Origin of the sequence: Streptomyces sp. CC53 (genome assembly GCF_001865245.1) — a bacterium.
Lineage (GTDB): Bacteria > Actinomycetota > Actinomycetes > Streptomycetales > Streptomycetaceae > Streptomyces.
The window spans coordinates 16,534-37,818 of the sequence record NZ_MKXB01000013.1 but is presented as its reverse complement, the minus strand read 5'-3'; the positions used below and the strand labels follow the sequence as shown (position 1 = coordinate 37,818).

Annotated in this window: 19 protein-coding genes and 2 pseudogenes; 16 read left to right on the top strand and 5 right to left on the bottom strand. The window is 74.6% G+C overall.

Features of this window, described 5'->3' with window-relative positions; all coding sequences use genetic code 11:
- From BJP40_RS01165 to BJP40_RS01130, 8 genes and pseudogenes are all read left to right on the top strand, one after another.
- Positions 1 to 415 (top strand): annotated as a pseudogene (locus tag BJP40_RS01165) (exopolyphosphatase); the annotation flags it as partial.
- The gene (locus BJP40_RS01160) at positions 412 to 2,010 is read left to right on the top strand and encodes an acyl-CoA carboxylase subunit beta (protein WP_071277766.1); all 1,599 of its coding nucleotides are present in this window, start codon (positions 412 to 414) and stop codon (positions 2,008 to 2,010) included. The pseudogene BJP40_RS01165 and the gene BJP40_RS01160, both read left to right, overlap by 4 nt.
- Positions 2,011 to 2,021: 11 nt before the next feature.
- Positions 2,022 to 3,992, top strand: a complete 1,971-nt coding sequence (locus BJP40_RS01155; protein WP_079170831.1) for a biotin carboxylase N-terminal domain-containing protein — start codon at positions 2,022 to 2,024, stop codon at positions 3,990 to 3,992.
- On the top strand, positions 3,989 to 5,134 hold the full coding sequence (locus BJP40_RS01150) for an acyl-CoA dehydrogenase family protein (protein WP_071277763.1): 1,146 nt from the start codon (positions 3,989 to 3,991) through the stop codon (positions 5,132 to 5,134). Before BJP40_RS01155 ends, BJP40_RS01150 begins: the two co-directional genes overlap by 4 nt.
- A 22-nt stretch (positions 5,135 to 5,156) precedes the next feature.
- Complete coding sequence (locus tag BJP40_RS01145; protein ID WP_071271256.1) at positions 5,157 to 5,891, top strand: enoyl-CoA hydratase family protein; 735 nt, start codon at positions 5,157 to 5,159, stop codon at positions 5,889 to 5,891.
- Complete coding sequence (locus tag BJP40_RS01140) at positions 5,879 to 6,475, top strand: TetR/AcrR family transcriptional regulator (protein WP_071277760.1); 597 nt, start codon at positions 5,879 to 5,881, stop codon at positions 6,473 to 6,475. Before BJP40_RS01145 ends, BJP40_RS01140 begins: the two co-directional genes overlap by 13 nt.
- A 48-nt stretch (positions 6,476 to 6,523) precedes the next feature.
- On the top strand, positions 6,524 to 6,781 hold the full coding sequence (locus BJP40_RS01135) for a type II toxin-antitoxin system CcdA family antitoxin (RefSeq protein ID WP_071277757.1): 258 nt from the start codon (positions 6,524 to 6,526) through the stop codon (positions 6,779 to 6,781).
- The gene (locus BJP40_RS01130) at positions 6,778 to 7,179 is read left to right on the top strand and encodes a PIN domain-containing protein (RefSeq protein ID WP_071277754.1); all 402 of its coding nucleotides are present in this window, start codon (positions 6,778 to 6,780) and stop codon (positions 7,177 to 7,179) included. Before BJP40_RS01135 ends, BJP40_RS01130 begins: the two co-directional genes overlap by 4 nt.
- Positions 7,180 to 7,262: 83 nt before the next feature.
- Here the strand turns inward: BJP40_RS01130 and BJP40_RS01125 are convergent, their stop codons facing one another.
- On the bottom strand, positions 7,263 to 8,363 hold the full coding sequence (locus BJP40_RS01125) for a citrate synthase 2 (RefSeq protein ID WP_071268707.1): 1,101 nt from the start codon (positions 8,361 to 8,363) through the stop codon (positions 7,263 to 7,265).
- 176 nt (positions 8,364 to 8,539) lie between these two features.
- Here BJP40_RS01125 and pdxH point away from each other — a divergent pair, with 176 nt between their 5' ends.
- From pdxH to BJP40_RS01105, 4 genes and pseudogenes are all read left to right on the top strand, one after another.
- Complete coding sequence (gene pdxH, locus BJP40_RS01120; protein WP_079170833.1) at positions 8,540 to 9,289, top strand: pyridoxamine 5'-phosphate oxidase; 750 nt, start codon at positions 8,540 to 8,542, stop codon at positions 9,287 to 9,289.
- A gap of 431 nt (positions 9,290 to 9,720) precedes the next feature.
- On the top strand, positions 9,721 to 11,145 hold the full coding sequence (locus tag BJP40_RS01115; protein ID WP_071277751.1) for a PAS domain-containing protein: 1,425 nt from the start codon (positions 9,721 to 9,723) through the stop codon (positions 11,143 to 11,145).
- 80 nt (positions 11,146 to 11,225) lie between these two features.
- Positions 11,226 to 11,438 (top strand): annotated as a pseudogene (locus tag BJP40_RS35090) (Scr1 family TA system antitoxin-like transcriptional regulator); the annotation flags it as partial.
- Positions 11,419 to 11,634 (top strand): DUF397 domain-containing protein, encoded by a 216-nt coding sequence (locus BJP40_RS01105; protein WP_079170830.1) that lies wholly within the window; start codon positions 11,419 to 11,421, stop codon positions 11,632 to 11,634. The pseudogene BJP40_RS35090 and the gene BJP40_RS01105, both read left to right, overlap by 20 nt.
- Positions 11,635 to 11,652: 18 nt before the next feature.
- On the opposite strand, the gene BJP40_RS01100 is transcribed toward BJP40_RS01105, so the two are convergent.
- The gene (locus BJP40_RS01100) at positions 11,653 to 12,408 is read right to left on the bottom strand and encodes an SIS domain-containing protein (protein WP_071277743.1); all 756 of its coding nucleotides are present in this window, start codon (positions 12,406 to 12,408) and stop codon (positions 11,653 to 11,655) included.
- A gap of 158 nt (positions 12,409 to 12,566) precedes the next feature.
- Between BJP40_RS01100 and BJP40_RS01095 the strand changes: the two genes are divergently transcribed.
- Both BJP40_RS01095 and BJP40_RS01090 read left to right on the top strand, forming a co-directional pair.
- Positions 12,567 to 13,259, top strand: coding sequence for a metal-dependent transcriptional regulator (locus BJP40_RS01095; RefSeq protein WP_071268702.1), 693 nt, complete (start codon positions 12,567 to 12,569; stop codon positions 13,257 to 13,259).
- A gap of 512 nt (positions 13,260 to 13,771) precedes the next feature.
- Positions 13,772 to 14,653 (top strand): alpha/beta fold hydrolase, encoded by an 882-nt coding sequence (locus BJP40_RS01090; protein WP_071277740.1) that lies wholly within the window; start codon positions 13,772 to 13,774, stop codon positions 14,651 to 14,653.
- Between the two features lie 55 nt (positions 14,654 to 14,708).
- Here the strand turns inward: BJP40_RS01090 and BJP40_RS01085 are convergent, their stop codons facing one another.
- The 3 genes from BJP40_RS01085 to BJP40_RS01075 all read right to left on the bottom strand — a co-directional run bounded on the left by BJP40_RS01085 (position 14,709) and on the right by BJP40_RS01075 (position 17,968).
- Positions 14,709 to 16,346: a transporter gene (locus BJP40_RS01085; RefSeq protein WP_071277737.1), complete on the bottom strand. Its 1,638-nt coding sequence runs from the start codon at positions 16,344 to 16,346 to the stop codon at positions 14,709 to 14,711.
- Entirely contained in the window at positions 16,343 to 17,158 is an 816-nt protein-coding gene (locus BJP40_RS01080) for an ABC transporter ATP-binding protein (protein ID WP_071277734.1), read from the bottom strand. The genes BJP40_RS01085 and BJP40_RS01080 overlap by 4 nt, the downstream gene beginning before the upstream one ends.
- Positions 17,159 to 17,281: 123 nt before the next feature.
- Entirely contained in the window at positions 17,282 to 17,968 is a 687-nt protein-coding gene (locus tag BJP40_RS01075) for a bifunctional DNA primase/polymerase (protein WP_071268698.1), read from the bottom strand.
- A gap of 309 nt (positions 17,969 to 18,277) precedes the next feature.
- On the opposite strand from BJP40_RS01075, the gene BJP40_RS01070 reads away from it, so the two are divergent.
- Together BJP40_RS01070 and BJP40_RS01065 are read left to right on the top strand one after the other, a co-directional pair.
- On the top strand, positions 18,278 to 19,660 hold the full coding sequence (locus BJP40_RS01070) for a transcriptional regulator (protein ID WP_071277731.1): 1,383 nt from the start codon (positions 18,278 to 18,280) through the stop codon (positions 19,658 to 19,660).
- A 124-nt stretch (positions 19,661 to 19,784) separates the two neighbouring features.
- The gene (locus tag BJP40_RS01065) at positions 19,785 to 21,269 is read left to right on the top strand and encodes a hypothetical protein (protein ID WP_071277728.1); all 1,485 of its coding nucleotides are present in this window, start codon (positions 19,785 to 19,787) and stop codon (positions 21,267 to 21,269) included.
- The last annotated feature ends 16 nt before the right edge of the window (positions 21,270 to 21,285 follow it).

Sequence of the window (21,285 nt, the reverse complement as noted above, 5' to 3'; positions counted from 1 at the left end):
CCTCACCGTCCCGCACCCCGCCCGCACCGCGCAGCCCGCGCCCGTCCCCGAGCCGCCGCTGCCGCCGCCCCCGCCGCCGGGCCCCGTCCGCCGCGCCCCGCTCGGCCGGGTCGCCGGGGCCCGCAGCGGCGACAAGGGCGGCGACGCCAACGTCGGGGTGTGGGCCGAGACCGACGCGGCCTGGCGGTGGCTCGCCCACACCCTCACCGCCGACCGCTTCCGCGATCTGCTGCCCGAGACCCGGATGCTGCCCGTGACCCGCCACGTCCTGCCGAACCTGCGCGCCGTCAACTTCACCGTCACCGGCCTCCTCGGCGAGGGCGCCGCCGCCCGCGCCCGGTTCGACCCGCAGGCCAAGGCCCTCGGCGAATGGCTGCGGGCCCGCCACCTCGACATCCCGGAGAGCCTCCTGTGACCGTGCTCGCCTCCGCGCTGGACCCGACCGCCCCCGACTTCGCCCGCAACCGCGCCGACATGCTCGCCAAGCTCGACGAGCTGGACGCCGCCCACGCCGAGGCGCTCGCCGGAGGCGGCCCCAAGTACACCGACCGGCACCGCGCCCGCGGCAAGCTCCTCGCCCGCGAGCGGATCGAGCTGCTCCTCGACCCGGACACGCCGTTCCTGGAGCTGTCGCCCCTGGCCGCCTGGGGCAGCGACCACACCACCGGCGCGTCCCTCGTCACCGGCATCGGCACCGTCGAGGGCGTCGAGTGCCTGATCACCGCCAACGACCCGACCGTGCGCGGCGGCGCCTCCAACCCGTGGACCCTCAAGAAGGCGCTGCGCGGCCACGAGATCGCCTTCGCCAACCGCCTCCCCGTGATCTCCCTCGTCGAGTCCGGCGGCGCCGACCTGCCCTCCCAGAAGGAGATCTTCATCCCCGGCGGCGCGCTCTTCCGCGACCTCACCCGGCTGTCCGCCGCCGGCATCCCCACCATCGCCGTGGTGTTCGGCAACTCCACCGCCGGAGGCGCCTACATCCCCGGCATGTCCGACCACACCGTCGTCATCCGCGACCGGTCGAAGGTGTTCCTGGGCGGGCCGCCGCTCGTGAAGATGGCGACCGGTGAGGAGAGCGACGACGAGTCCCTCGGCGGAGCCGACATGCACGCCCGCACCTCCGGCCTCGCCGACCACCACGCGCTCGACGAGCCGGACGCGCTGCGCCAGGCCCGCCGCATCGTGGCCCGCCTCAACCACCGCAAGGCGCACCCGCCGCCCGGCCCGTACGCCGGGCCCGTGCACGACCCGGAGGAGCTGCTGGGGATCGTCCCCGGCGACCTGCGCACGCCCTTCGACCCGCGCGAGGTGGTCGCGCGCCTCGTCGACGGCTCGGACTTCGACGAGTTCAAGCCGCTGTACGGCGCCGGGCTCGCCACCGGCTGGGCGCGGCTGCACGGCTACCCGATCGGCGTCCTCGCCAACGCCCGGGGCGTCCTGTTCAGCGAGGAGTCCCAGAAGGCCGCCCAGTTCGTCCAGCTCGCCAACCAGCGGGACATCCCGCTGCTGTTCCTCCACAACACCACCGGCTACATGGTGGGTGCCGCGTACGAGCAGGGCGGCATCATCAAGCACGGCGCGATGATGATCAACGCGGTGGCCAACTCCCGCGTCCCGCACCTGTCGGTCCTGCTCGGGGCGTCCTACGGCGCCGGGCACTACGGCATGTGCGGCCGCGCCTACGACCCCCGTTTCCTCTTCGCCTGGCCCAGCGCCAAGTCCGCCGTCATGGGCCCGCAGCAGCTCGCCGGGGTCCTGTCGATCGTCGCCCGCCAGTCCGCCGCCGCGAAGGGGTGGCCGTACGACGAGGACGGCGACGCGGCCCTCCGGGCGCTCGTGGAGCAGCAGGTGGAGGCCGAGTCGCTCCCGATGTTCCTGTCCGGGCGGCTGTACGACGACGGCGTCATCGACCCCCGCGACACCCGCACCGTCCTCGGGCTGTGCCTGTCCGCGATCCACACCGCCCCGGTCGAAGGCGCACGCGGCGGCTTCGGCGTGTTCCGGATGTGAGAGGCACCGACATGATCACCTCGCTGCTCGTCGCCAACCGCGGCGAGATCGCCTGCCGGGTCCTGCGCACCTGCCGCGACCTCGGCATCGCCACCGTCGCCGTGCACTCCGACCCGGACGCCGGCGCCCGCCACGTGCGCCTCGCGGACGCGGCGGTGCGGCTGCCGGGCGCCGCCCCCGCCGACACGTACCTGCGCGGTGACCTCCTCGTGCGGGCCGCGCTCGCCGCCGGAGCCGACGCCGTCCACCCCGGGTACGGCTTCCTGTCGGAGAGCGCCGCCTTCGCCCGGGAGGTGCGGGCGGCGGGTCTCACCTGGGTCGGCCCGCCCCCGGAGGCCATCGAGGCGATGGCGTCCAAGACCCGCGCCAAGAAGCTGATGGGCGTCCCGCCCCTGGACCCGGCCGCGCTCACGGAGGCCGACCTGCCCGTCCTCGTCAAGGCGGCGGCGGGCGGCGGCGGGCGCGGCATGCGCGTCGTGCGGGACCTGGCGGAGCTGCCCGCGGCCCTGGAGGCCGCCCGCGCGGAGGCACGCTCCGCGTTCGGTGACGACGAGGTGTTCGCGGAGCCGTACGTGGAGGGCGGCCGCCACGTCGAGGTGCAGGTCCTCGCCGACGCACACGGCACCGTCTGGGCGCTCGGCACCCGCGACTGCTCCCTCCAGCGCCGGCACCAGAAGGTCGTCGAGGAGGCGCCCGCCCCCGGCCTGCCGCCGGGGCTCGCCGGCACCCTCCAGGACACGGCGGTCCGCGCGGCCGGGTCCCTGGGCTACACCGGGGCGGGCACCGTCGAGTTCCTCGTCGCGCCCGACGGGACGCCGCACTTCCTGGAGATGAACACCCGCCTCCAGGTCGAGCACCCCGTCACGGAGGCGGTGTACGGCATCGACCTGGTGGCGCTCCAACTCCGCGTCGCCGAGGGCGCCCGGCTGCCGGAGGGCCCCCCGGCCCCCTCCGGGCATGCGGTCGAGGCCCGCCTGTACGCGGAGGACCCGGCCCGCGGCTTCGCCCCGCAGACGGGCGTCTTCCACGCCCTGGACGTCGACGGAGTCCGCGTCGACACCGGCTACGAGGCGGGGGACGCCGTCACCGTCCACTACGACGCCCTGCTGGCGAAGGCCGTCGCCCACGCACCCACCCGCGAGGAGGCCGTGCGCGCCCTGGCGGCGGCCCTGCGCAGGGCCCGCGTCCACGGCCCGGCCACCAACCGCGACCTGCTGGTCCGCACCCTGCGCCACGAGGAGTTCGCCCGGCCGGGCCGCGCCGACACCGGGTTCTACGACCGGGCCCTCCCCGAGCTGACCGGCCCGCCCCCGGGCGAGGAGTACGCCGCCGTCGCCGCCGCCCTCGCGGACGCCGCCGCCCGCCCCGGCCCGGGAGCCTGGCGCAACCTGCCGTCGCAGCCCCAGTCGAAGGCGTACGGCGGGCACGAGGTCCGCTACCACCGCACCCGCGGCGGCTACACGCTCCCCGACCACCCCGGCGTGCGGGTGGTGTCGGCGCAGCCCGGACTGGTCCTGCTGGAGCTGTCCGGAGTCGTGCGGCCCTACCGCGTCGCGTCGTACGGCGACGGCGCCGTGTACGTCGACACCCCGGAGGCCGCCCACCGCCTCACCCCCCGCCCCCGCTTCCCCGACGCCGCCGCGCGCACGGCCCCCGGTTCGCTGCTCGCCCCCATGCCGGGCACGGTCGTCCGGGTCGCCGAGGGCCTGGTGGTGGGGTGCCGGGTGGAGGCGGGCCGGCCGCTGCTGTGGCTGGAGGCCATGAAGATGGAGCACCGCGTCACCGCCCCCGCCTCCGGCACCCTCACCGCTCTCCGCGCCGCGCCCGGCCGCCAGGTCGAGCACGGCGCGCTGCTCGCCGTCGTACGGCCCGACGGGTCCCCGGACCCGGAGGCCCCCGGTCAGCCCGTACAGCCCGCGAAGCGCCCCGACCCCGGGGTGCCCGGTCAGCCCGTACAGCCCGTACTGGAGGAGGACGCATGACCGCCACCCGCACCGCCGTCCTGGAGACACCCGAGCAGGAGGCCCTCCGCGCCGCCGTGGCCGCCTTCGGGCGCAAGCGCCGGGAGGGCGGCGACCCGGACGGCCTGTGGGCCGAGGCCGGAGCGCTCGGCTACCTCGGCGTCAACCTGCCCGCCGCGTACGGCGGCGGGGGCGCCGGGGTCACGGAGCTGTCCATCGTGCTGGAGGAGCTGGGCGCGGCCGGCTGCCCGCTGCTGATGATGATCGTGTCGCCGGCCATCTGCGGCACGGTCATCGCCCGCTTCGGCACGGACGAGCAGCGGCGGCACTGGCTGCCCGGACTGGCCGACGGCTCCCGCACCATGGCGTTCGGCATCACCGAGCCCGACGCGGGCTCCAACGCGCACCGCATCACCACCACGGCCCGCCGCACCCCCGGCGGCTGGACCCTCACCGGCCGCAAGGTCTTCGTGTCGGGCGTCGACATCGCGCAGTCCACGCTCGTCGTGGGCCGCACCGAGGACGAGCGCACCGGGAAGCTGAAGCCGTGCCTGTTCGTGGTGGACCGGGACGCGCCCGGCTTCCACCGCACCCCGATCCCGATGGAACTCGACGCCCGGGAGAAGCAGTTCGAGCTGGTCTTCGACGACGTGCGGCTCCCGGCGGACGCGCTCGTCGGCGACGAGGACGCGGGCCTCCTCCAGCTCTTCGCGGGGCTGAACCCGGAGCGGATCATGACCGCCGCGTTCGCCCTGGGCATGGGCCGGTACGCGCTGGAGCGGGCGGTGGCGTACGCGAAGGAGCGCCAGGTGTGGCGGACCCCGATCGGAGCGCACCAGGCGATCGCCCACCCGCTGGCGCAGGCCCGCATCGAGCTGGAGTGCGCCGCGCTCATGATGCGGAAGGCGGCGGCGCTGTACGACGCGGGGGACGACGCCGGCGCGGGCGAGGCCGCGAACATGGCGAAGTACGCGGCCGCCGAGGCGTGCGTGAAGGCGGTGGACCAGTCCGTGCACACCCTCGGCGGCAACGGCCTCACCCGGGAGTTCGGACTGGCCCGCCTGATCGCGGCCTCCCGCGTGGCCCGCATCGCGCCGGTGAGCCGGGAGATGATCCTGAACTACGTCTCCCACCAGACCCTCGGCCTGCCCAAGTCGTACTGACCCGCCGGAGGAGGCGCACGCGATGACCCTGCTGAGGACCACCCGCGACCGGGGCGTCACCACCCTGGCCCTCGACGCCCCCCGCACCCGCAACGCCCTGTCGGCGCCGCTGGTCGCCGAGCTGGCGGACGCGCTGGCGGACTGCGCGCGGGACCCCGCCGTCCGCGCCGTGGTGCTCACCCACACCGGGGGGACGTTCTGCGCGGGCGCCGACCTGACGGCGCCCCCGGACCCGGACGCGTTCGTCGCGCTGCTCCGGCACGTCGTGGAGGTGCCGAAACCGGTGGTGGCGCGGGTCGACGGGCACGTGCGGGCCGGGGGCCTCGGACTGCTGGGCGCGTGTGACGTCGTCGTCGTGTCGGAGCGCTCCGACTTCGCCCTCACGGAGGTGCGGATCGGGCTCGCCCCGGCGGTCGTCTCGCTCACCCTGCTGCCGCGCCTCGACCCCCGCGCGGCGGCCCGGTACTACCTCACCGGGGAGCGGTTCGGCGCGTCCGAGGCGGTGCGGATCGGGCTGGCCACGGTGGCCGCCGCGGACACCGACGAGGCGCTGCGGCCGGTGCTCGACGCCCTGCGCCGGGCCTCGCCGCAGGGCCTTGCCGCGTCGAAGGCGCTGGTGGCGGCTAGGGTGCTGGAAACCTTCGAGCGCGACGCGGACGCTCTCGTGCGGCGCTCCGCGTCGCTGTTCGCCTCGGCGGAGGCGCGCGAGGGGATGACGGCCTTCCTAGAACGACGGGACCCCGCATGGGTGATCTGACCGAGGCGACCGCCGCCCGCGCCCCGAAGCAGGACCGCAGCCGCGCCACCCGGCGCAGGCTCCTGGAGGCGGCGGTGGCCTGCCTCGCCGAACGCGGCTGGGCGGGCTCCACGGTCTCGGTGGTGGCGGAGCACGCGGGGGTCTCGCGGGGCGCCGCCCAGCACCACTTCCCCACCCGGGAGGACCTCTTCACGGCGGCGGTCGAGTACGTGGCAGAGGAGCGGTCCGAGGCGCTGCGCGCCCTGGACGGCAGGAGCCGCACCGAGGTCGTCGAGGGGCTCGTCGGCCTCTACACGGGCCCGTTGTTCCGGGCCGCCCTCCACCTGTGGGTGGCGGCCTCCGGGGAGGAGCAGCTGCGGCTCCGCGTCACCGAACTGGAGGCCCGCGTCGGCCGGGAGGCCCACCGCATGGCCGTGGAGCTGCTCGGCGCGGACGAGTCCCGCCCCGGTGTCCGGGAGACCGTCCAGGGCCTCCTGGACATGGCCCGCGGCCTGGGCCTCGCCACCCTGCTGACGGACGACACGGCCCGCCGCCGCCGCGTGGTCGCCCAGTGGGCGCGGCTGCTGGACGGGGCCCTGGGCTGAAACGTATCTGCATACTCGCGGTATGCATTCTGCTGGTACGGTCTTCGTATGGCTGAGACGACTCGTATCACCGTGACGCTCCCCACTGATGACGTGGAGGAACTGAAGACCTTGACCGACAACGTGTCCGCCTTCGTCGCTGACGCTGTCGCCAAGAAGATCAGACAGTATCGACGCGAGGTGGAGTTCCGCCGCTACGAGGAGGAACACGGGGCCTTCACAGAAGAGGAACTCGCGGAAGCCGACGCCTTGATCGACGCCGCACTCAACCCCGACGCGGCGACACCGGGCGCGAGGGCGGCATGAGGCTTGACGCTAAGACGGTTGTGCTCGACTCCGAAGGCTTGTCGGCCTGGATCAACCAGGATCGAAAGGTCTCAGCGGTCCTGCGGCAGATCAACAAGCGCGGTGCCGAGTTCGTCGTCTGTGCGAACACCATTGTGGAAGTCGTGCATGCCGGAGTGAACGTCCCCCGCCTGAACTGGGCGCTGTCACAGGTGCGGATCGAGCCTGTCACCGCACGGTCCGCCAAGGCCGCCGCGAGGCTGCTGCAGCATGTCGGCCTGCATGGCCACAAGTACGCCATTGACGCGACCGTTGCCGAGGCGGCTCTGCGCCAGCCAGGACCCGTCATCATGCTGACGTCCGACATCGACGACATGTCCCGCTTGTGCGGCAAGGGTGTACAGCTCATGGCCCTCTGACGAGCAGACTGTGCCGCAGGGACCAGGCCGGGGCACCTCGCGAGAGGTGCCCCGGCCGCCGGTGCCGTCGGGGGCCGGGCGGTTCAGCCCGCGATGCCGTCGAAGCCCGCGATCTCGCGCGGGTCCCGCGGGCCGGGGCCCACGTACCGCGCCGACGGGCGGACCAGGCGGCCCGTGCGCTTCTGCTCCAGGATGTGCGCCGACCAGCCGGCCGTGCGGGCGCAGGTGAACATGGACGTGAACATGTGCGCCGGGACCTCCGCGAAGTCCAGCACGATCGCCGCCCAGAACTCCACGTTCGTCGCGAGCACCCGGTCCGGGCGCCGGCTGTGCAGCTCCTCCAGCGCGGCCTTCTCCAGGGCCTCCGCGACCTCGAAGCGCGGCGCGGCCAGCTCCTTCGCGGTGCGGCGCAGCACGCGGGCGCGCGGGTCCTCCGCGCGGTACACGCGGTGCCCGAAGCCCATGAGGCGCTCGCCCTTGTCGAGGGCCTGCTTCACGTACGCGACGGCGTCCCCGGTGCGCTCGATCTCCTCGATCATCCCGAGCACCCGCGACGGGGCGCCGCCGTGCAGCGGCCCGGACATGGCACCCACCGCGCCCGACAGGGCCGCCGCCACGTCCGCGCCCGTCGACGCGATGACGCGCGCGGTGAACGTGGAGGCGTTCATGCCGTGCTCCGCCGCCGACGTCCAGTAGGCGTCGACCGCCTTCACGTGCCGGGGGTCGGGCTCGCCCCGCCAGCGGATCATGAACCGCTCGACCACCGACTGCGCCTTGTCGATCTCGCTCTGCGGCACCATCGGCAGGCCCTGCCCGCGGGCGCTCTGCGCCACGTACGACAGCGCCATGACCGCCGCCCGCGCCAGGTCCTCGCGGGCCTGCGCCGCGTCGATGTCCAGCAGCGGTTTCAGGCCCCACACGGGTGCCAGCATCGCCAGCGCGGACTGCACGTCCACACGGATGTCACCCGAGTGGACGGGGATGGGGAAGGGCTCGGCCGGGGGCAGGCCCGGGTCGAACGCGCCGTCCACGAGCAGGCCCCAGACGTTCCCGAAGGACACCTGGCCCACCAGGTCCTCGATGTCGACGCCCCGGTAGCGGAGGGCGCCGCCCTCCTTGTCCGGTTCGGCGATCTCCGTCTCGAACGCGACGACTCCTTCGAGCCCGGGTACGAAGTCGGACATCTGGCGGCTCCTCGTAGTGGTGTCCTTGCGGAATGTGTGAAGGGAACAGTGACCCAGCCCACGAGTCTGTCGGGTTCCCCCGATGCGGGGAAGCGTGACATCAGGCACACTGCGCCGTCCCGGACGGTGAGGATTACCCGCCCAGCGTGCCGGGCACACTCACCCGCTGCGGCAGGATGGGCGGTGTGACCGACGCTCTCGATCCAGCCGCCCTGGAATCCGACCTCGATCCCGCGTCCGCAGCCGGAGCCTCCCGGTCCGGAGCCGCGCCGGACGCCGCCCCGGACCCCGCGCCGATGCGCGAGCAGTACCACACGGCGGAGCTGTGCGAGAAGGACCTCGCCGCCGCGCCGATGGACCAGTTCGCCCGCTGGTTCGGGGACGCCACCGAGAGCCGCGAGATCCACGAGCCGAACGCGATGGTCGTGTCGACCGCCACGCCCGAGGGCCGTCCCTCGTCCCGCACGGTCCTGCTGAAGCACTACGACGGGCGCGGCTTCGTCTTCTTCACCAACTACACGTCCCGCAAGGGGCAGGAACTCGCCGCCAACCCGTACGCGTCGCTGCTCTTCCCCTGGCACCCGATCGCCCGCCAGGTCGTCGTCACCGGCACGGTCACCCGCGTCGGCCGCGACGAGACCGCGGCGTACTTCCGCACCCGCCCGCACGGCTCCCGGCTCGGCGCCTGGGCCAGCGACCAGTCGTCCGTCATCGCCTCCCGCGCCGAACTGCTGCGCGCGTACGAGGAACTGGCCGCCCGCTACCCGCAGGACGAGCAGGTGCCGGTGCCGCCGCACTGGGGCGGCTACCTGGTCGTGCCGGACACGGTGGAGTTCTGGCAGGGCCACGAGAACCGGCTGCACGACCGGCTGCGGTACGTCCGCGACGGGGAGCACGGCTGGCGGGTCGAACGCCTGGCCCCCTGACACGCCGCGCCCGGACCGGCCGTACCGCACGTCGACGGCCTGCCGCCCCGCCCCGCAAGCGGCCGCCGCCCGGGCGCGGCCCGCCCCGCGAGCGGCCCCGGACATGAGAGAACCCGCGGGCCCGATGCTCCCCTGCTGTGCAAGGGGAGGTCGGCCGGATGTGCCGACGGGCCCGCGGGTCGGTGACTGCTGGATGTACGGCAGGAGGCCTGCCGCCATGTGACGACAGGCCTCAGCCCGCAGCCACCTCACGCATCCGAATAACCATCTTTCGGATCACCTCCTCTCTCGTGTGCCGCCACGATAGGAACCGCGCCACGGCCGCCACAACCGAATTTCTCGAACGGCATGTGTCCTGGGTCACTGTGAGGGTTGAATGGCCGGGCACGTGCAGTTGCACGTGAGGCCACGTCCTTGTCAGGGGGTCCGGGATGAGTGCGTCCGGCGGCGGTACGGACACGGGCACGCACGCGGCCCCGGGTCCGGACGGGGACCCGGGTGCGCACGGAGGCGCGGGCTCCGGACCCCGCCCGGGCGCCGGGCAGGCCGGCGCCGACCTGCTGGCCACACTGCTCGACGGGATGGACGCCGCGCTCTGCGCGTTCGACGCGGACGGCACCGTCACCCACTGGAACCGCGAGGCGGAACGCATCCTCGGCTGGCCCGCCGACGAGGCCGTCGGGCGCAGCGGCCTGGCCGGCTGGGCGGTGCGCCCGGCGGACGCCGCCGACGTGGCGGACCGGCTCGCCGCCGCCCTGGCGAGCACCCCGGAGCGCCGGGTCCACGAGTGCGCCCTGCTCCGCAAGGACGGCGGCCGGGTCCTCGTCCGGGTGCAGTCGGCGGGGGTGAGCGGCGCGGACGGCCGCCCGGTCGGGGTGTTCTGGGCGTTCGGCGAGGTGCACACGCAACTGGACTTCGAGCGGTCCGTCGCCCTGAGCGAGGGCCTGTTCGCCGACGCGCCCTGGGGCCTGGTCGTGGTGGACGCGGACCTGCGCCCGGCGGTCGTGAACGCGCAGGCCGCGCGGGCGCTGGGCCGGACCCGCACGTCCCTGCTGGGCCGTCCGCTGGGCGACGCGGTGCTCCAGGGCGTCGAGCAGGTGGAGGCGGCGCTGGAGCACGCCCTCGCCGAGGACGCCGGACCCCGGCCGCCCGCCGACCTGTGGGTGGCCGTGCGCACCGCGGACGGCGAGGCCCGGCGCTGCTGGCGCAGCGGCTTCGTCCGCCTGCAGTCGCCGCTGTCGCAGGAGCCGGCCCCGCTGGGCGTGGCCTGGCTGTTCCAGGACGTGACGGGGGAGCGGCTCGCCGAGCAGGACGCCGACCGGCTGCGGTTCCGCGCCGGGCAGCTGCACCGGGCGGGCGGCGCGGCCGCCGAGTGCGAGGACCCGATGGAGGCGGCGACGGTCCACCTGGACTTCGCCCTGGCGGGGTTCGCCGACTCGGCGCTGCTGGACCTGGCGGCAGGACCACAGGGGCCCCTGGTCCGGGCGGCGGCCAGCCCCGCGGGCGTCCTCGGCCCGGTCACGCGGGCCCCGGGCGCGGGCGTGCCGGTGCCGTACGCGGCGGGGCACCCGGCGCTGCGGGCCCTGGACCGGGCGGGCGCGGTGCGCGTCAGCGCCTGGGCGCAGGGCGCCGACCGGACCGGCGCGGGCGAGCGGTGGGCGGCGGAGCGCCAGTGGCCGGGGGACGCGGCGCACGCGCTGTGCGCGCCGCTGCGCAGCCGCGGCCGCACGCTGGGCGTCGTGACGTTCCTCCGCGCGGCGGCGCGCCCGGCCTTCGCCCGCCCCGACACGGCGTACGCGGAGAGCGTGGCCGCCCGGATCGCCGCGTCGGTGGACCTGGCCCAGTCCGCCTGCTGACCGGCCCGAGGCCGGGAGGCGCGCCCGTACCTGTCCGTGCGAAGGTGATGGACCCGTCACGTCGAGCAGTGGACGCGGGGGGCATGACGCGGCTCATGACCTTCCGGGACGCTCCACCCGTCGTGTACACGGAGGGTCTCCACAGCGGCCAACTCATCGACGATCCAGGGCTCGTGTGCCTGTACCGCGAGTCGTACGATCTGCTCAGGGCCGCCGCACTGCCGCCTGAGGCGTCCCTGGCCATGGTCGAGGAAGCGGCAGAGGATTTCCGAGATGGCACACACCGACATTGACGTGAGCGCCGCGCTCTGGCGCAAGTCCACCTACAGCAACGGCACCGGCGGCGACTGCGTCGAGGTCGGCGACGGTCTTCCCGGTGTCGTCCCCGTCCGGGACTCGAAGGACCCCGACGGGCCCGCACTCGTGGTGCGGGCCCCCGCCTGGGTGCCGTTCGTCGCCGCCCTGAAGGCGGGGCGCCTCGGCGCCTGACAGGCGTCCGTGCGGCGCCTACCGCCGGTAGAAGATGCGGTCCGCGTACTGCTCCATCACGCGGCCGTTCCACTCGTGGCCGCCGTCGACGTTGCCGGAGCGCAGCAGCGGCGGTTCGATCCCGCGGCGCACCAGTTCCTCCGCGGCCGTGGCCATCACGGCCTGCATGAGGGCGCTGGTGACCACCGTGGAGGCGGGGGCGAAGGGGGCGTCGACGCCCTCGTGGGTCAGCTCCGCGTCGCCGACGGCGATCTTGGAGTCGAGGACGATGTCGCAGTGGTCCTTCAGGAAGGTGCCCGACGCGTGCCGCGACCGGGTCTCCTTCGCGTACGCCACGGAGGTGACGCCGACGACGGTGAGGCCGAGGGCGCGGGCGTTCAGGGCCATCTCGACGGGCAGGGCGTTCCGGCCGGACAGGGAGATGACGAAGAGCAGGTCGCCGGAGCGCGCGGGGGAGGCGTCCAGTACGGCGGCGGCGAGGCCGTCGACCCGCTCCAGCGCGGAGCCGAGCGGCGCCGGGACCACGTCGACGCCGACCGCGCCGGGCACGGCGAGCAGGTTCATCAGGGCCAGGCCGCCGGCCCGGTACACCACGTCCTGGGCGGGCAGGGACGAGTGCCCCGCGCCGAACGCGAAGAGCCGCCCGCCGGAGGCGACGGTCTCGGCGACGGCCGCTCCCGCCGCGGCGACGTGCTGCTCCTCCTCGTCCCGCGCCCGCCGCAGCAGATCGATCGCCGCGTCGAAGAACTGACCGGCCAGATTGCCGTCGCCCATCGCTGTCGCTCCCTCTCTCTGTGTCGCGGATCACGGTGCGGTCTGGACCATTGCGCTGTCAATACCGGGTGTTCCCGCGCCGGGCACGGTTGTCGGCGCCATGCGCCACAATTGGTGGAGGGCCGCGCAGGTTGCATGACACGCACGGAGGGGCACGTATGTCCGGATTGATCGACACGACGGAGATGTATCTCCGCACCATCCTCGAACTGGAAGAGGAAGGTGTGGTCCCGATGCGTGCCCGTATCGCGGAACGGCTCGACCAGAGCGGTCCGACGGTGAGCCAGACGGTCGCGAGGATGGAGCGGGACGGGCTGGTCACGGTGGCAGGCGACCGCCACCTGGAGCTGACCGAGGAGGGCCGCCGGCTGGCGACCCGCGTGATGCGCAAGCACCGGCTCGCCGAGTGCCTGCTCGTCGACGTCATCGGCCTGGAGTGGGAGCAGGTCCACGCCGAGGCGTGCCGCTGGGAGCACGTGATGAGCGAGGCCGTCGAGCGTCGCGTCCTGGAGCTGCTCCGGCACCCCACCGAGTCGCCGTACGGGAACCCGATCCCGGGGCTGGAGGAGCTCGGCGAGGAGGGCGAGGCCGACCCGTTCCTCGACGAGAACATGGTCGCGCTGTCCGAGCTGGACCCCGGCGCCGGGGGCAAGACCGTGGTGGTCCGCCGGATCGGCGAGCCGATCCAGACGGACGCCCAGCTCATGTACACGCTGCGGCGGGCGGGGGTGCAGCCGGGCGCGGTGGTGAGCGTGACGGAGTCGCCCGGCGGGGTGCTCGTCGGCAGTGGCGGCGAGGCCGCCGAGCTGGGCGCCGACGTGGCGTCGCACGTGTTCGTGGCCAAGCGCTGACGGTCCGCCCGCCACTCGAAAGGGCCATTCACGCGGAATGGCAGCGCCGGTTCCCCGCGCGTGCCACGCTTGCTCCAGGCATCCGTCCTGACTGTGCGCGAGCCGGGGTCCCTGCGGCACGGGGCCCGGGGAGGGGAGCAGCGCCGATGCGCCCGCCGCTGTCCGCGTCGAAGCGCGCCCCCGCGTCCGGGGCGGCAGCGCCGCGGTCCGCCGTGCCCGGTGAAGGCCGGGGTCCCCGAGACGGAGAGGGTCCCGGCGCCGTTGTCCGGCACCGGGACCCGACCTCCCCTGTGCTGACCCGGAGCCCCGAGCTCCCAGGGTCATTCCCGTCGGACCGTTCTCCCCGAGTGGTCCGCCTCCCGGTGAAGATCTCCCCTCGGAGGCACGGGTCAACCCCTGGGCAGGGTCACTCGAATGAGCGGTGTTACCGCCAGGGTCCGTGCTTTCGAATGTTCGTTCGATAGTCTGCGTGCAGGGTTGTCCGAGCGGGACAGAAGGGGGTGCCTGGTCACATGGTGCGACGCGTCGACCTGACCGGAGCCGACGGCGTACGCCTCGCGGCGTGGGAGTTCGCCGAGCCGCCCAAGGGCCCCGGCGCAGCCGACGACAGCGGCGCGGCCCCGGCGCCGGGCGTGTTACTCCTCCACGGGCTGATGGGCCGGGCCGGGCACTGGGCCACGACCGCCCGCTGGCTCGCCGAGCGGTTCCGCGCGGTCGCGCTGGACCAGCGGGGCCACGGGCACAGCGAGAAACCGGCCGACGGGCGCTACACCCGCGAGGCGTACGTCGAGGACGCGGCGGCGGCGATCGAGCACCTCGGCCTCGCCCCGGTGACCCTCATCGGCCACTCCATGGGCGCGCTCACCGCCTGGCAGCTCGCCGCGCACCGCCCCGAGCTGGTGCGCTCCCTCGTCATCAGCGACATGCGGGCCTCCGCGCTCGGCGCGGCCTCCCAACGCGAGTGGCAGAACTGGTTCCGCACCTGGCCGGTGCCCTTCGCGACCCTGGCCGACGTGCGGAAGTGGTTCGGCGAGGACGACCCCCGGGTGGAGCGGCCCAACCCCGCGCGCGGCGCGTTCTTCGCCGAGGTCATGGCCGAGTCGTCCGACGGGTGGCGCCCCGTCTTCTCCCCCGGCCAGATGCTGGCGGCCCGCGAGACCTGGGTCCACGACGCGCACTGGGACTCCCTCGCCCAGGTCGCCTGCCCCACCCTGGTCGTCCGCGGCCTGGACGGCGAACTGGGGCGGGCAGAGGCCCAGGAGATGGTGCGGGTCCTGCCGCGGGGCCGGTACGCCGAGGTGCCCGACGCGGGCCACTACCTCCACTACGACCAGCCGGACGCGTGGCGCGCGGCGATCGAACCCTTCCTCACGGAGACCGCCGGCCTCGGCTGAGGCCCCTCGCCCCGGTCCGCCGCCCGGCACGGGGCGGGCGGACCGGGCGGTGGCGTCAGGCCTTGCTGACGGCGGTCAGGATCTCGGGCAGCCGGGCCGCCGTGCGGGTCGCGGACCACCGCAGGCCCGCCCACGCCAGCAGCGCGCCCCACACGGCACCCACGACCAGCACGAGCCACCCCAGCGACGGCCGACCGGACAGGACGGACCACGCCTGGAGGCCCGCCACGGGCGCCGTCAGCAGCGTCATGCCGACGAAGGCGGCACCCATCGACAGCCACGCCAGGGCGCCCTGCCCCGGCGCCACGTTCTTGTACGCGCTGTCCTGCGGGATCGAGTACGGGAAGAACGCCGAGCTGAGCGCCCCCAGCGCCACCAGAGACCCCAGCAGCCCGTACGACAGGCCGAGCGCGCCCGGCAGCGCCTCCCAGTCGCCCAGCACCGCCGCCATCACCCCCGTCACCAGCGTCACGTACGGAAGGCTCACCAGCAGCAGCGCGAGCGCCCGCGCCCGCAGCTCCTCGTACGCGTCGCGGGGCGAGGAGATGGTCAGGGCGACCATCCAGAACGCCGACGTGTCCTGACCGAACTGGTTGAACATCAGGAACCCGAGCATCGCCACGCCGAAGCACGCCCAGTAGATCGTGCCCACTCCCTGCACGGCGTTGAACAGCGGGATGATCAGCCCGAGCACCAGCGACGTCACCCACGCCGACTTCGTCTTCGGGTCCCGCCAGGCGTACCGCAGCGTGCGCTGCACCACCGCGCCCGTACGGCCCTCCGGCCACAGACCGGCGCCCCGCCCGCCGCTCCGCTTCGCCGCACCGCCCCCGGCCGCCGCGAGCGTCGACGCGTCCGGGGCGGTCATGAGCTTCGTCAGGCTCCGCTGCCACCACACGAGCAGCAGCCCCAGCGCCGCGACCGACAGCAGCAGCTGCGCCACGGCCTCGGCCCACGCGCCGCGGCTCGCCGAGTCCACGGCGGCCACCGCCGACGCCGGCGGCACCCACCGCGCCACGGCCGCCGCGGGCTCCAGCGGGGCGAGGCCCGTGCCCGCCGCGCCCAGCCGCTGCGCGCCGAAGTTCACCACCTGGATGCCCACCGCGACCACGAGGCCGCTCAGCAGCGCCAGGTCCCGGCCCTTGCGGGACGTCAGCAGCCGGATGTTGGCCGCGGCCACAGCCCGCGCCAGCGCCACGCACACCAGCAGCGCGACGAGCACGGCCGGCCCGGCCAGCGCCACCGCGCCCGCGCCCCGCGCCACCGACAGGCCGGCGCCCACCGCGACGCAGAGCGTGAACAGCGGCCCGACCCCCACCAGGGAGGCGACCAGCAGCCCCCGTACCAGCGGCGCCGCCCGCAGCGGCAGCATCACCAGCCGCGTCGGGTCCAGCGTCTCGTCACCGCTCGGGAAGAACAGCGGCATCACCGCCCACCCCAGCCCCAGCACGGCCAGGGACAGCACGGCGACCGTCGCCGCGGCGTCCGTACCGCGCAGCAGCAGCAGACCGAGCAGCTGCGCCGCCGCGAACAGCACCGCGAACACCACGGAGACGACGAAGGCCGCCGTCCTGCCCGACGACTGGCGCAGCCCGTTGCGCAGCAGGGACAGCTTGAGGCGCACCAGGGTCGAGGTGAGCGACGGGGCGGGGGGCGACGGGCTCGGGGCGGCGGCCGGCGTCCGCGTGCTCATCGCGCACCTCCCAGCCAGTCCAGCGACGCGCCCGCGTCCCGGCCCTCGGCGCCGACCAGCTCCAGGAACCGCCGCTGGAGCGTCGGGGCGTCGCCCCGGACCTCCGCGAGGGGGCCGTGCGCGCGGATCGTGCCCGCCGCCATCACCGCCACCCAGTCGCACAGCGACTCCACCAGCTCCATCACGTGGCTGGAGAAGACCACCGTGGCCCCGGACGACGTGTAGCGCTCCAGGACACCGCGGATGGTCTGCGCCGACACCGGGTCGACGCCTTCGAACGGCTCGTCCAGGAACAGCACGTCCGGGTTGTGCAGCAGCGCCGCCGCCAGGCCGATCTTCTTGCGCATGCCGGTCGAGTAGTCGATGACCAGCTTGTGCTGGGACCCGGCCAGGTCCAGGACGTCCAGCAGCTGCGCCGCGCGCTTGTCGACCTCGGCGCCGGGCAGGCCCCGCAGCCGGCCCGTGTACGCGAGGAGCTCGCGGCCCGACAGCCGCTCGAAGAGCCGCAGCCCCTCCGGCAGGACACCGATCCTGGCCTTCACCGCCGCCGGGTCCCGCCAGACGTCGTGGCCGGCGACCTCGATGCGGCCCTGGTCGGGGCGGAGCAGGCCGGTGATCATGGAGAGGGTGGTGGTCTTGCCGGCGCCGTTGGGGCCCACCAGGCCGACGAACCGGCCCGCGGGCAGTGTCAGGTCCACTCCGGCGACGGCGACCTGTGTGCCGAAGCGCTTCCAGAGCCCCTCCACGCGGACGGCGGGCGGCGCCGCCTCCGGCGCTCCACCCGCCATGTCTTCACTCTGATGCTCGGGCATGGTCGGTGCCCCTCGCTTTCCCCGTCGCCGTGCGTCTACGTGAACGGGGGCCAGCTTACGTACCGACGGGTACGCTCACGGGTGGATCACCCGGCAGTCTTCGGCGGTCGCGGTTGCCGGGGGTCAGCCCTGCCGGGACCGGGCCGCGGCCGCCTCCCTGCCGCATGCGTACGCCAGCGGGCTGATCAGCTCCTCCGCGTCCGGCAGCCAGCGGTTCGCCGGCGTGGGCCGCCGCGCCCACTGCACCGCGCCCTGGCCGCCCACCCGGGTCGGCGGCGCGGCCACGTAGTGGCCCTCGCCCTTCGCGACGAGGTCGATCCCGGTCGGCGACCAGCCCAACTTCCGCACCAGGTCCGCCGCCTTCGCAGTGGCGCCCGGCAACACGAAGAACTGCACCCGCCGGTCCGGGGTGCACAGCACCGGGCCGAGCGTCAGTTCCATCCGCTCCATCCGGGCCAGCGCGAGGAAGCCCGCCGACTCCGGCACGTCGAGCACGTCGAAGGTCCGCCCCGTCGGCAGCAGGATCGAGGCCCTCGGATGCTTCCCCCACAGCCTGCGGGCCGCGACCGCGCTGCCCGTCGCCTGCGTCGCCCAGTCCGGACGCGCCGGGTGCGCACCCGGCGCGGGGCAGGCCGCGTCACCGCACGAGCAGTGCTCCCGGCCCTCGACCGCCTCCAACCACGTACCGGGAAACACGTCCCAGTGCCGCTCTTCCGCATACCGCACGGCGCTGTCCAGCAGCTGATCCCCGCGCTGCTTCGGGATCGGTGCGGCGTCCGTGACTCCGATGGTCTCTTCCACGGTCAGCACAACTCCGCACCCCCACGGGGGTTACGGGGCGCAAAGCCGAAGGGCGGGATGCATCGATTCGGCATGTGGGGCGCATGGGTGCATGTCCGGGGGCGCGCACGGGCGGCGGGAGCCGCGGGCGGGTAGCCACCGTCGGGGAAGGGGGCCGATGCATCCGACCACACGTCAATACGGGCGTCTCCCGGTATTGCACCGTATTGCCCGGCAATACCGATGCTTTGGTATGACAGCGCCAAGTTCTGCATTCTCCGGACATCAGCCGGGCAGTGATCGACCGACTGATCGCCACCGGCACCACAGGGGGTAGTCATGGCAGCGAGGCCGCTCGTAGCCCGTCAGCCGAACGAACGGCTGCAGGCTCTCATCCAGGAAGCAGGGTGCTCCAACGCCGGGCTCGCCCGCCGCGTCAACATGGTGGGATCGGAACGCGGGCTGGACCTGCGGTACGACAAGACCTCGGTGGCGCGCTGGCTGCGCGGACAGCAACCGCGGGGCCGCGCGCCCGGGATCATCGCCGAGGCTCTGGGCCGCAAGCTCGGCCGGACCGTCACCATCGACGAGATCGGCATGGCGAACGGCAAGAACCTGGCCGGCGGGGTGGGCCTGCAGTTCTCGCCGACCGTGCTGGGCGCCGTCGAGCAGGTCTGCGAGCTGTGGCGCAGCGACGTGGGGCGCCGGGACTTCCTGTCCGGCTCCGCCGTGGCCGCGTCCGCGCTCGTCGAACCCAGCCGCGACTGGCTGATCACCGCCCCCGACGCGTCCGTGGCCCGGAACGCCGGTGCCCGCGTGGGGCTTTCGGACGTGCGGGCCGTGCAGGCCATGACCGACGCGCTCGTGGAGCTCGACCACCGGTTCGGCAGCGGCCACGTGCGACCCGTGGTGGTCCACTACCTCAACAGCGTGGTGTCGGGGATGCTCGCCGGGTCCTACCGGGACGCCGTCGGGCGCCAGCTCTTCGCGGCCGTGGCCCGGCTGACCGAGCTCGCCGGGTACATGGCGGTCGACACGGGCCAACCGGGCCTGGCGCAGCGGTACTACATCCAGGCGCTGCGCCTCGCCCAGGCCGCGGGCGACCGGGCGTACGGCGGCTACGTGCTCGCCGCGTCCATGAGCCACCTCGCCGCGCAGCTCGGCAACCCGCGGGAGATCGCCCAGTTGGCGCGGGCCGCGCAGGAGGGCGCCCGCGGACACGCCACCCCCCGGGCGCAGGCGATGTTCCTTGCCGCCGAGGCCCGCGGCCACGCCCTGCTGGGCGACGCGCGCGCCTGCCAGGACGTGGCGGGGCGGGCGGCGGCCGCCTTGGACCGGGCGGACCCGGAGGCGGGTGACGACCCTGTGTGGATCGCGCACTTCGACCACGCGTACCTGGCCGACGAGCTGGCCCACTGCCACCGGGACCTGGGCCAGGCGCAGGCCGCGGCGCGGGCGGCCGGGGACGCCCTGGACGGGCATCCGGAGGGGCGGGCGCGGCGACGGGCGATCGGCATGCTGCTGCTGGCCGCGGCGCAGGTCCAGCAGCGCGAGGTGGAGCAGGCGTGCCACACGGGGACCCGGGCGGCGGAGCTGCTGGCGGGGGTGCGGTCGTCGCGGGGCGCGGAGTACCTGGACGACCTGCGGCACCGGCTCGAACCGTACGGGGACGAGCCCGCGGTGCGGGACTTCGCGGCCCGGATGGAGGCGCAGCCGGTGTAACGGGAGCCCCGGCGGGGCGGGTTGGACCGGTTCGCCGTGGTACGTGACACACCTGTGTGCGGGGGCGGCGATACACCCGGTAGCGTGAGCCGACGCTTCCGTAGGTTCACACGTAGGAGTCCCGGTGACGCAGAGCGGACATGGCCAGGAGGGCCAGACGTGGGGTCAGCCCCCCGGCCAGCCCTGGGGGCCGCCGCCCCCGCAGCAACCCGGGCCGTACGGGACTCCTCAGCCGCAGGAGCAGCCCCCGCACCAGCAGCAGTACCAGCCGCAGCAGCATGCGGAGCAGCATCAGCCGCCCTATCAGGCCCACCAGCCGCAGCAGCACCAGGGCCAGCCTCCGCATCCGCCTCAGCAACCTCCGGGCCGGCCTCCGCAGCAATCGCCTCAGAATCCTCCGGGCCAGTCTCCGCAGCAATCGCCACAGCCGTACCAGCCGCCCCAGCAGCATCAGGGCCGGCCTCCGCAGCATCAGCCTCAGCCGTACCAGCCGCAGCAGCACCAGGCGCCGCCGCAGCAGCCGGAGGATGGCGGGGACCCCGCCACGCAGTACCTGCGGGCGGTCCCGCCGGCGCCGCCGGAGAGCCCGGCCGAGTCCACCCAGGTCCTCGGTACGGGCTACGCGGCCAGGCACCGCTCGCCGCAGCCCGGCCGGTCCCACCGGCCCCCGCAGGCCGGCCGGCCTCCACAGCCGCCGCCCGGGGGCCCGGACGCCGAGGCCACCCAGTACATACCGCCCGTCACCGGACACACCGGGCCCCCCGGGCCTCCGGCGGAGTTCGACAACCTCTTCCGCGACGACGCGCCGGGCGCCACGCAGCAGATCCCGCGCTTCGACTCCGGCCTGCCCCCGGCCGCCCCGCAGCAGGGCTACGGGCAGCAGCCGTACGGCAGGCAGCAGCACGCCCCGTACGGGGAGCACGCCGACGCCTACGACGAGGGACCCGAGCCGCGCCGCCGCTCCTCGAAGCTGGCGCTCGGCGCGGCGGTCGTCGTCGGCTGCGCCGTCATCGGCCTCGGCGCGGGCGCCCTGATGAGCGGCGGTGACACCGACGACAGGACCGGCAACGCGGGCGCCGCCGTGTCGGCCGCCGCGTCCGCCCCGGAGACGGCCCCCTCCGCCGGGCCCTCCCCGTCCGAGAAGCCCGTCGACCCGGCGGAGAAGCAGGCCGGGGAGCTGGACAAGCTGCTCGCCGACAGCGGGGCCAGCCGCGCCTCGGTGATCAGCTCCGTGGAGAAGATCAAGCAGTGCAAGGACCTCGACCGGGCGGCCGCCGACCTGAAGGCCGCAGCCGCCCAGCGCCGTGAGCTGGTGACGCGGCTCAAGGCCATCGAGATCGACAAGCTGCCGGACCACGCTGCGCTGGGCACGTCGCTCACCGAGGCGTGGCAGGCGTCGGCGACCGCCGACGACCACTACGCGGCCTGGGCCGTGCAGGTGAAGAAGCCGAAGTACTGCAAGGACGGCGAGGCGCAGCGCACCAAGCACACCGCGCAGGCGTCCCGTTCGAGCGGTGAGGCCACCGCGGCCAAGCAGAAGGCCGCACGTCTCTGGAACGGCATCGCCGAGACGTACGGCCTGACGAAGCGGCAGCCCACCCAGCTGTAGGCGGCCCGTCGCGGTC

Bases quoted from the DNA above. Each gene is read 5' to 3' on its own strand.
- BJP40_RS01145 (WP_071271256.1), top strand. From the start codon at position 5,157: ATGACCCTGCTGAGGACCACCCGCGACCGGGGCGTCACCACCCTGGCC.
- BJP40_RS01135 (WP_071277757.1), top strand. From the start codon at position 6,524: ATGGCTGAGACGACTCGTATCACCGTGACGCTCCCCACTGATGACGTG.
- BJP40_RS01140 (WP_071277760.1), top strand. From the start codon at position 5,879: ATGGGTGATCTGACCGAGGCGACCGCCGCCCGCGCCCCGAAGCAGGAC.
- pdxH (WP_079170833.1), top strand. From the start codon at position 8,540: ATGGGCGGTGTGACCGACGCTCTCGATCCAGCCGCCCTGGAATCCGAC.
- BJP40_RS01125 (WP_071268707.1), bottom strand. From the start codon at position 8,363: ATGTCCGACTTCGTACCCGGGCTCGAAGGAGTCGTCGCGTTCGAGACG.
- BJP40_RS01070 (WP_071277731.1), top strand. From the start codon at position 18,278: ATGGCAGCGAGGCCGCTCGTAGCCCGTCAGCCGAACGAACGGCTGCAG.
- BJP40_RS01155 (WP_079170831.1), top strand. From the start codon at position 2,022: ATGATCACCTCGCTGCTCGTCGCCAACCGCGGCGAGATCGCCTGCCGG.
- BJP40_RS01105 (WP_079170830.1), top strand. From the start codon at position 11,419: ATGGCACACACCGACATTGACGTGAGCGCCGCGCTCTGGCGCAAGTCC.
- BJP40_RS01115 (WP_071277751.1), top strand. From the start codon at position 9,721: ATGAGTGCGTCCGGCGGCGGTACGGACACGGGCACGCACGCGGCCCCG.
- BJP40_RS01085 (WP_071277737.1), bottom strand. From the start codon at position 16,346: ATGAGCACGCGGACGCCGGCCGCCGCCCCGAGCCCGTCGCCCCCCGCC.
- BJP40_RS01130 (WP_071277754.1), top strand. From the start codon at position 6,778: ATGAGGCTTGACGCTAAGACGGTTGTGCTCGACTCCGAAGGCTTGTCG.
- BJP40_RS01080 (WP_071277734.1), bottom strand. From the start codon at position 17,158: ATGCCCGAGCATCAGAGTGAAGACATGGCGGGTGGAGCGCCGGAGGCG.
- BJP40_RS01150 (WP_071277763.1), top strand. From the start codon at position 3,989: ATGACCGCCACCCGCACCGCCGTCCTGGAGACACCCGAGCAGGAGGCC.
- BJP40_RS01100 (WP_071277743.1), bottom strand. From the start codon at position 12,408: ATGGGCGACGGCAATCTGGCCGGTCAGTTCTTCGACGCGGCGATCGAT.
- BJP40_RS01095 (WP_071268702.1), top strand. From the start codon at position 12,567: ATGTCCGGATTGATCGACACGACGGAGATGTATCTCCGCACCATCCTC.
- BJP40_RS01090 (WP_071277740.1), top strand. From the start codon at position 13,772: ATGGTGCGACGCGTCGACCTGACCGGAGCCGACGGCGTACGCCTCGCG.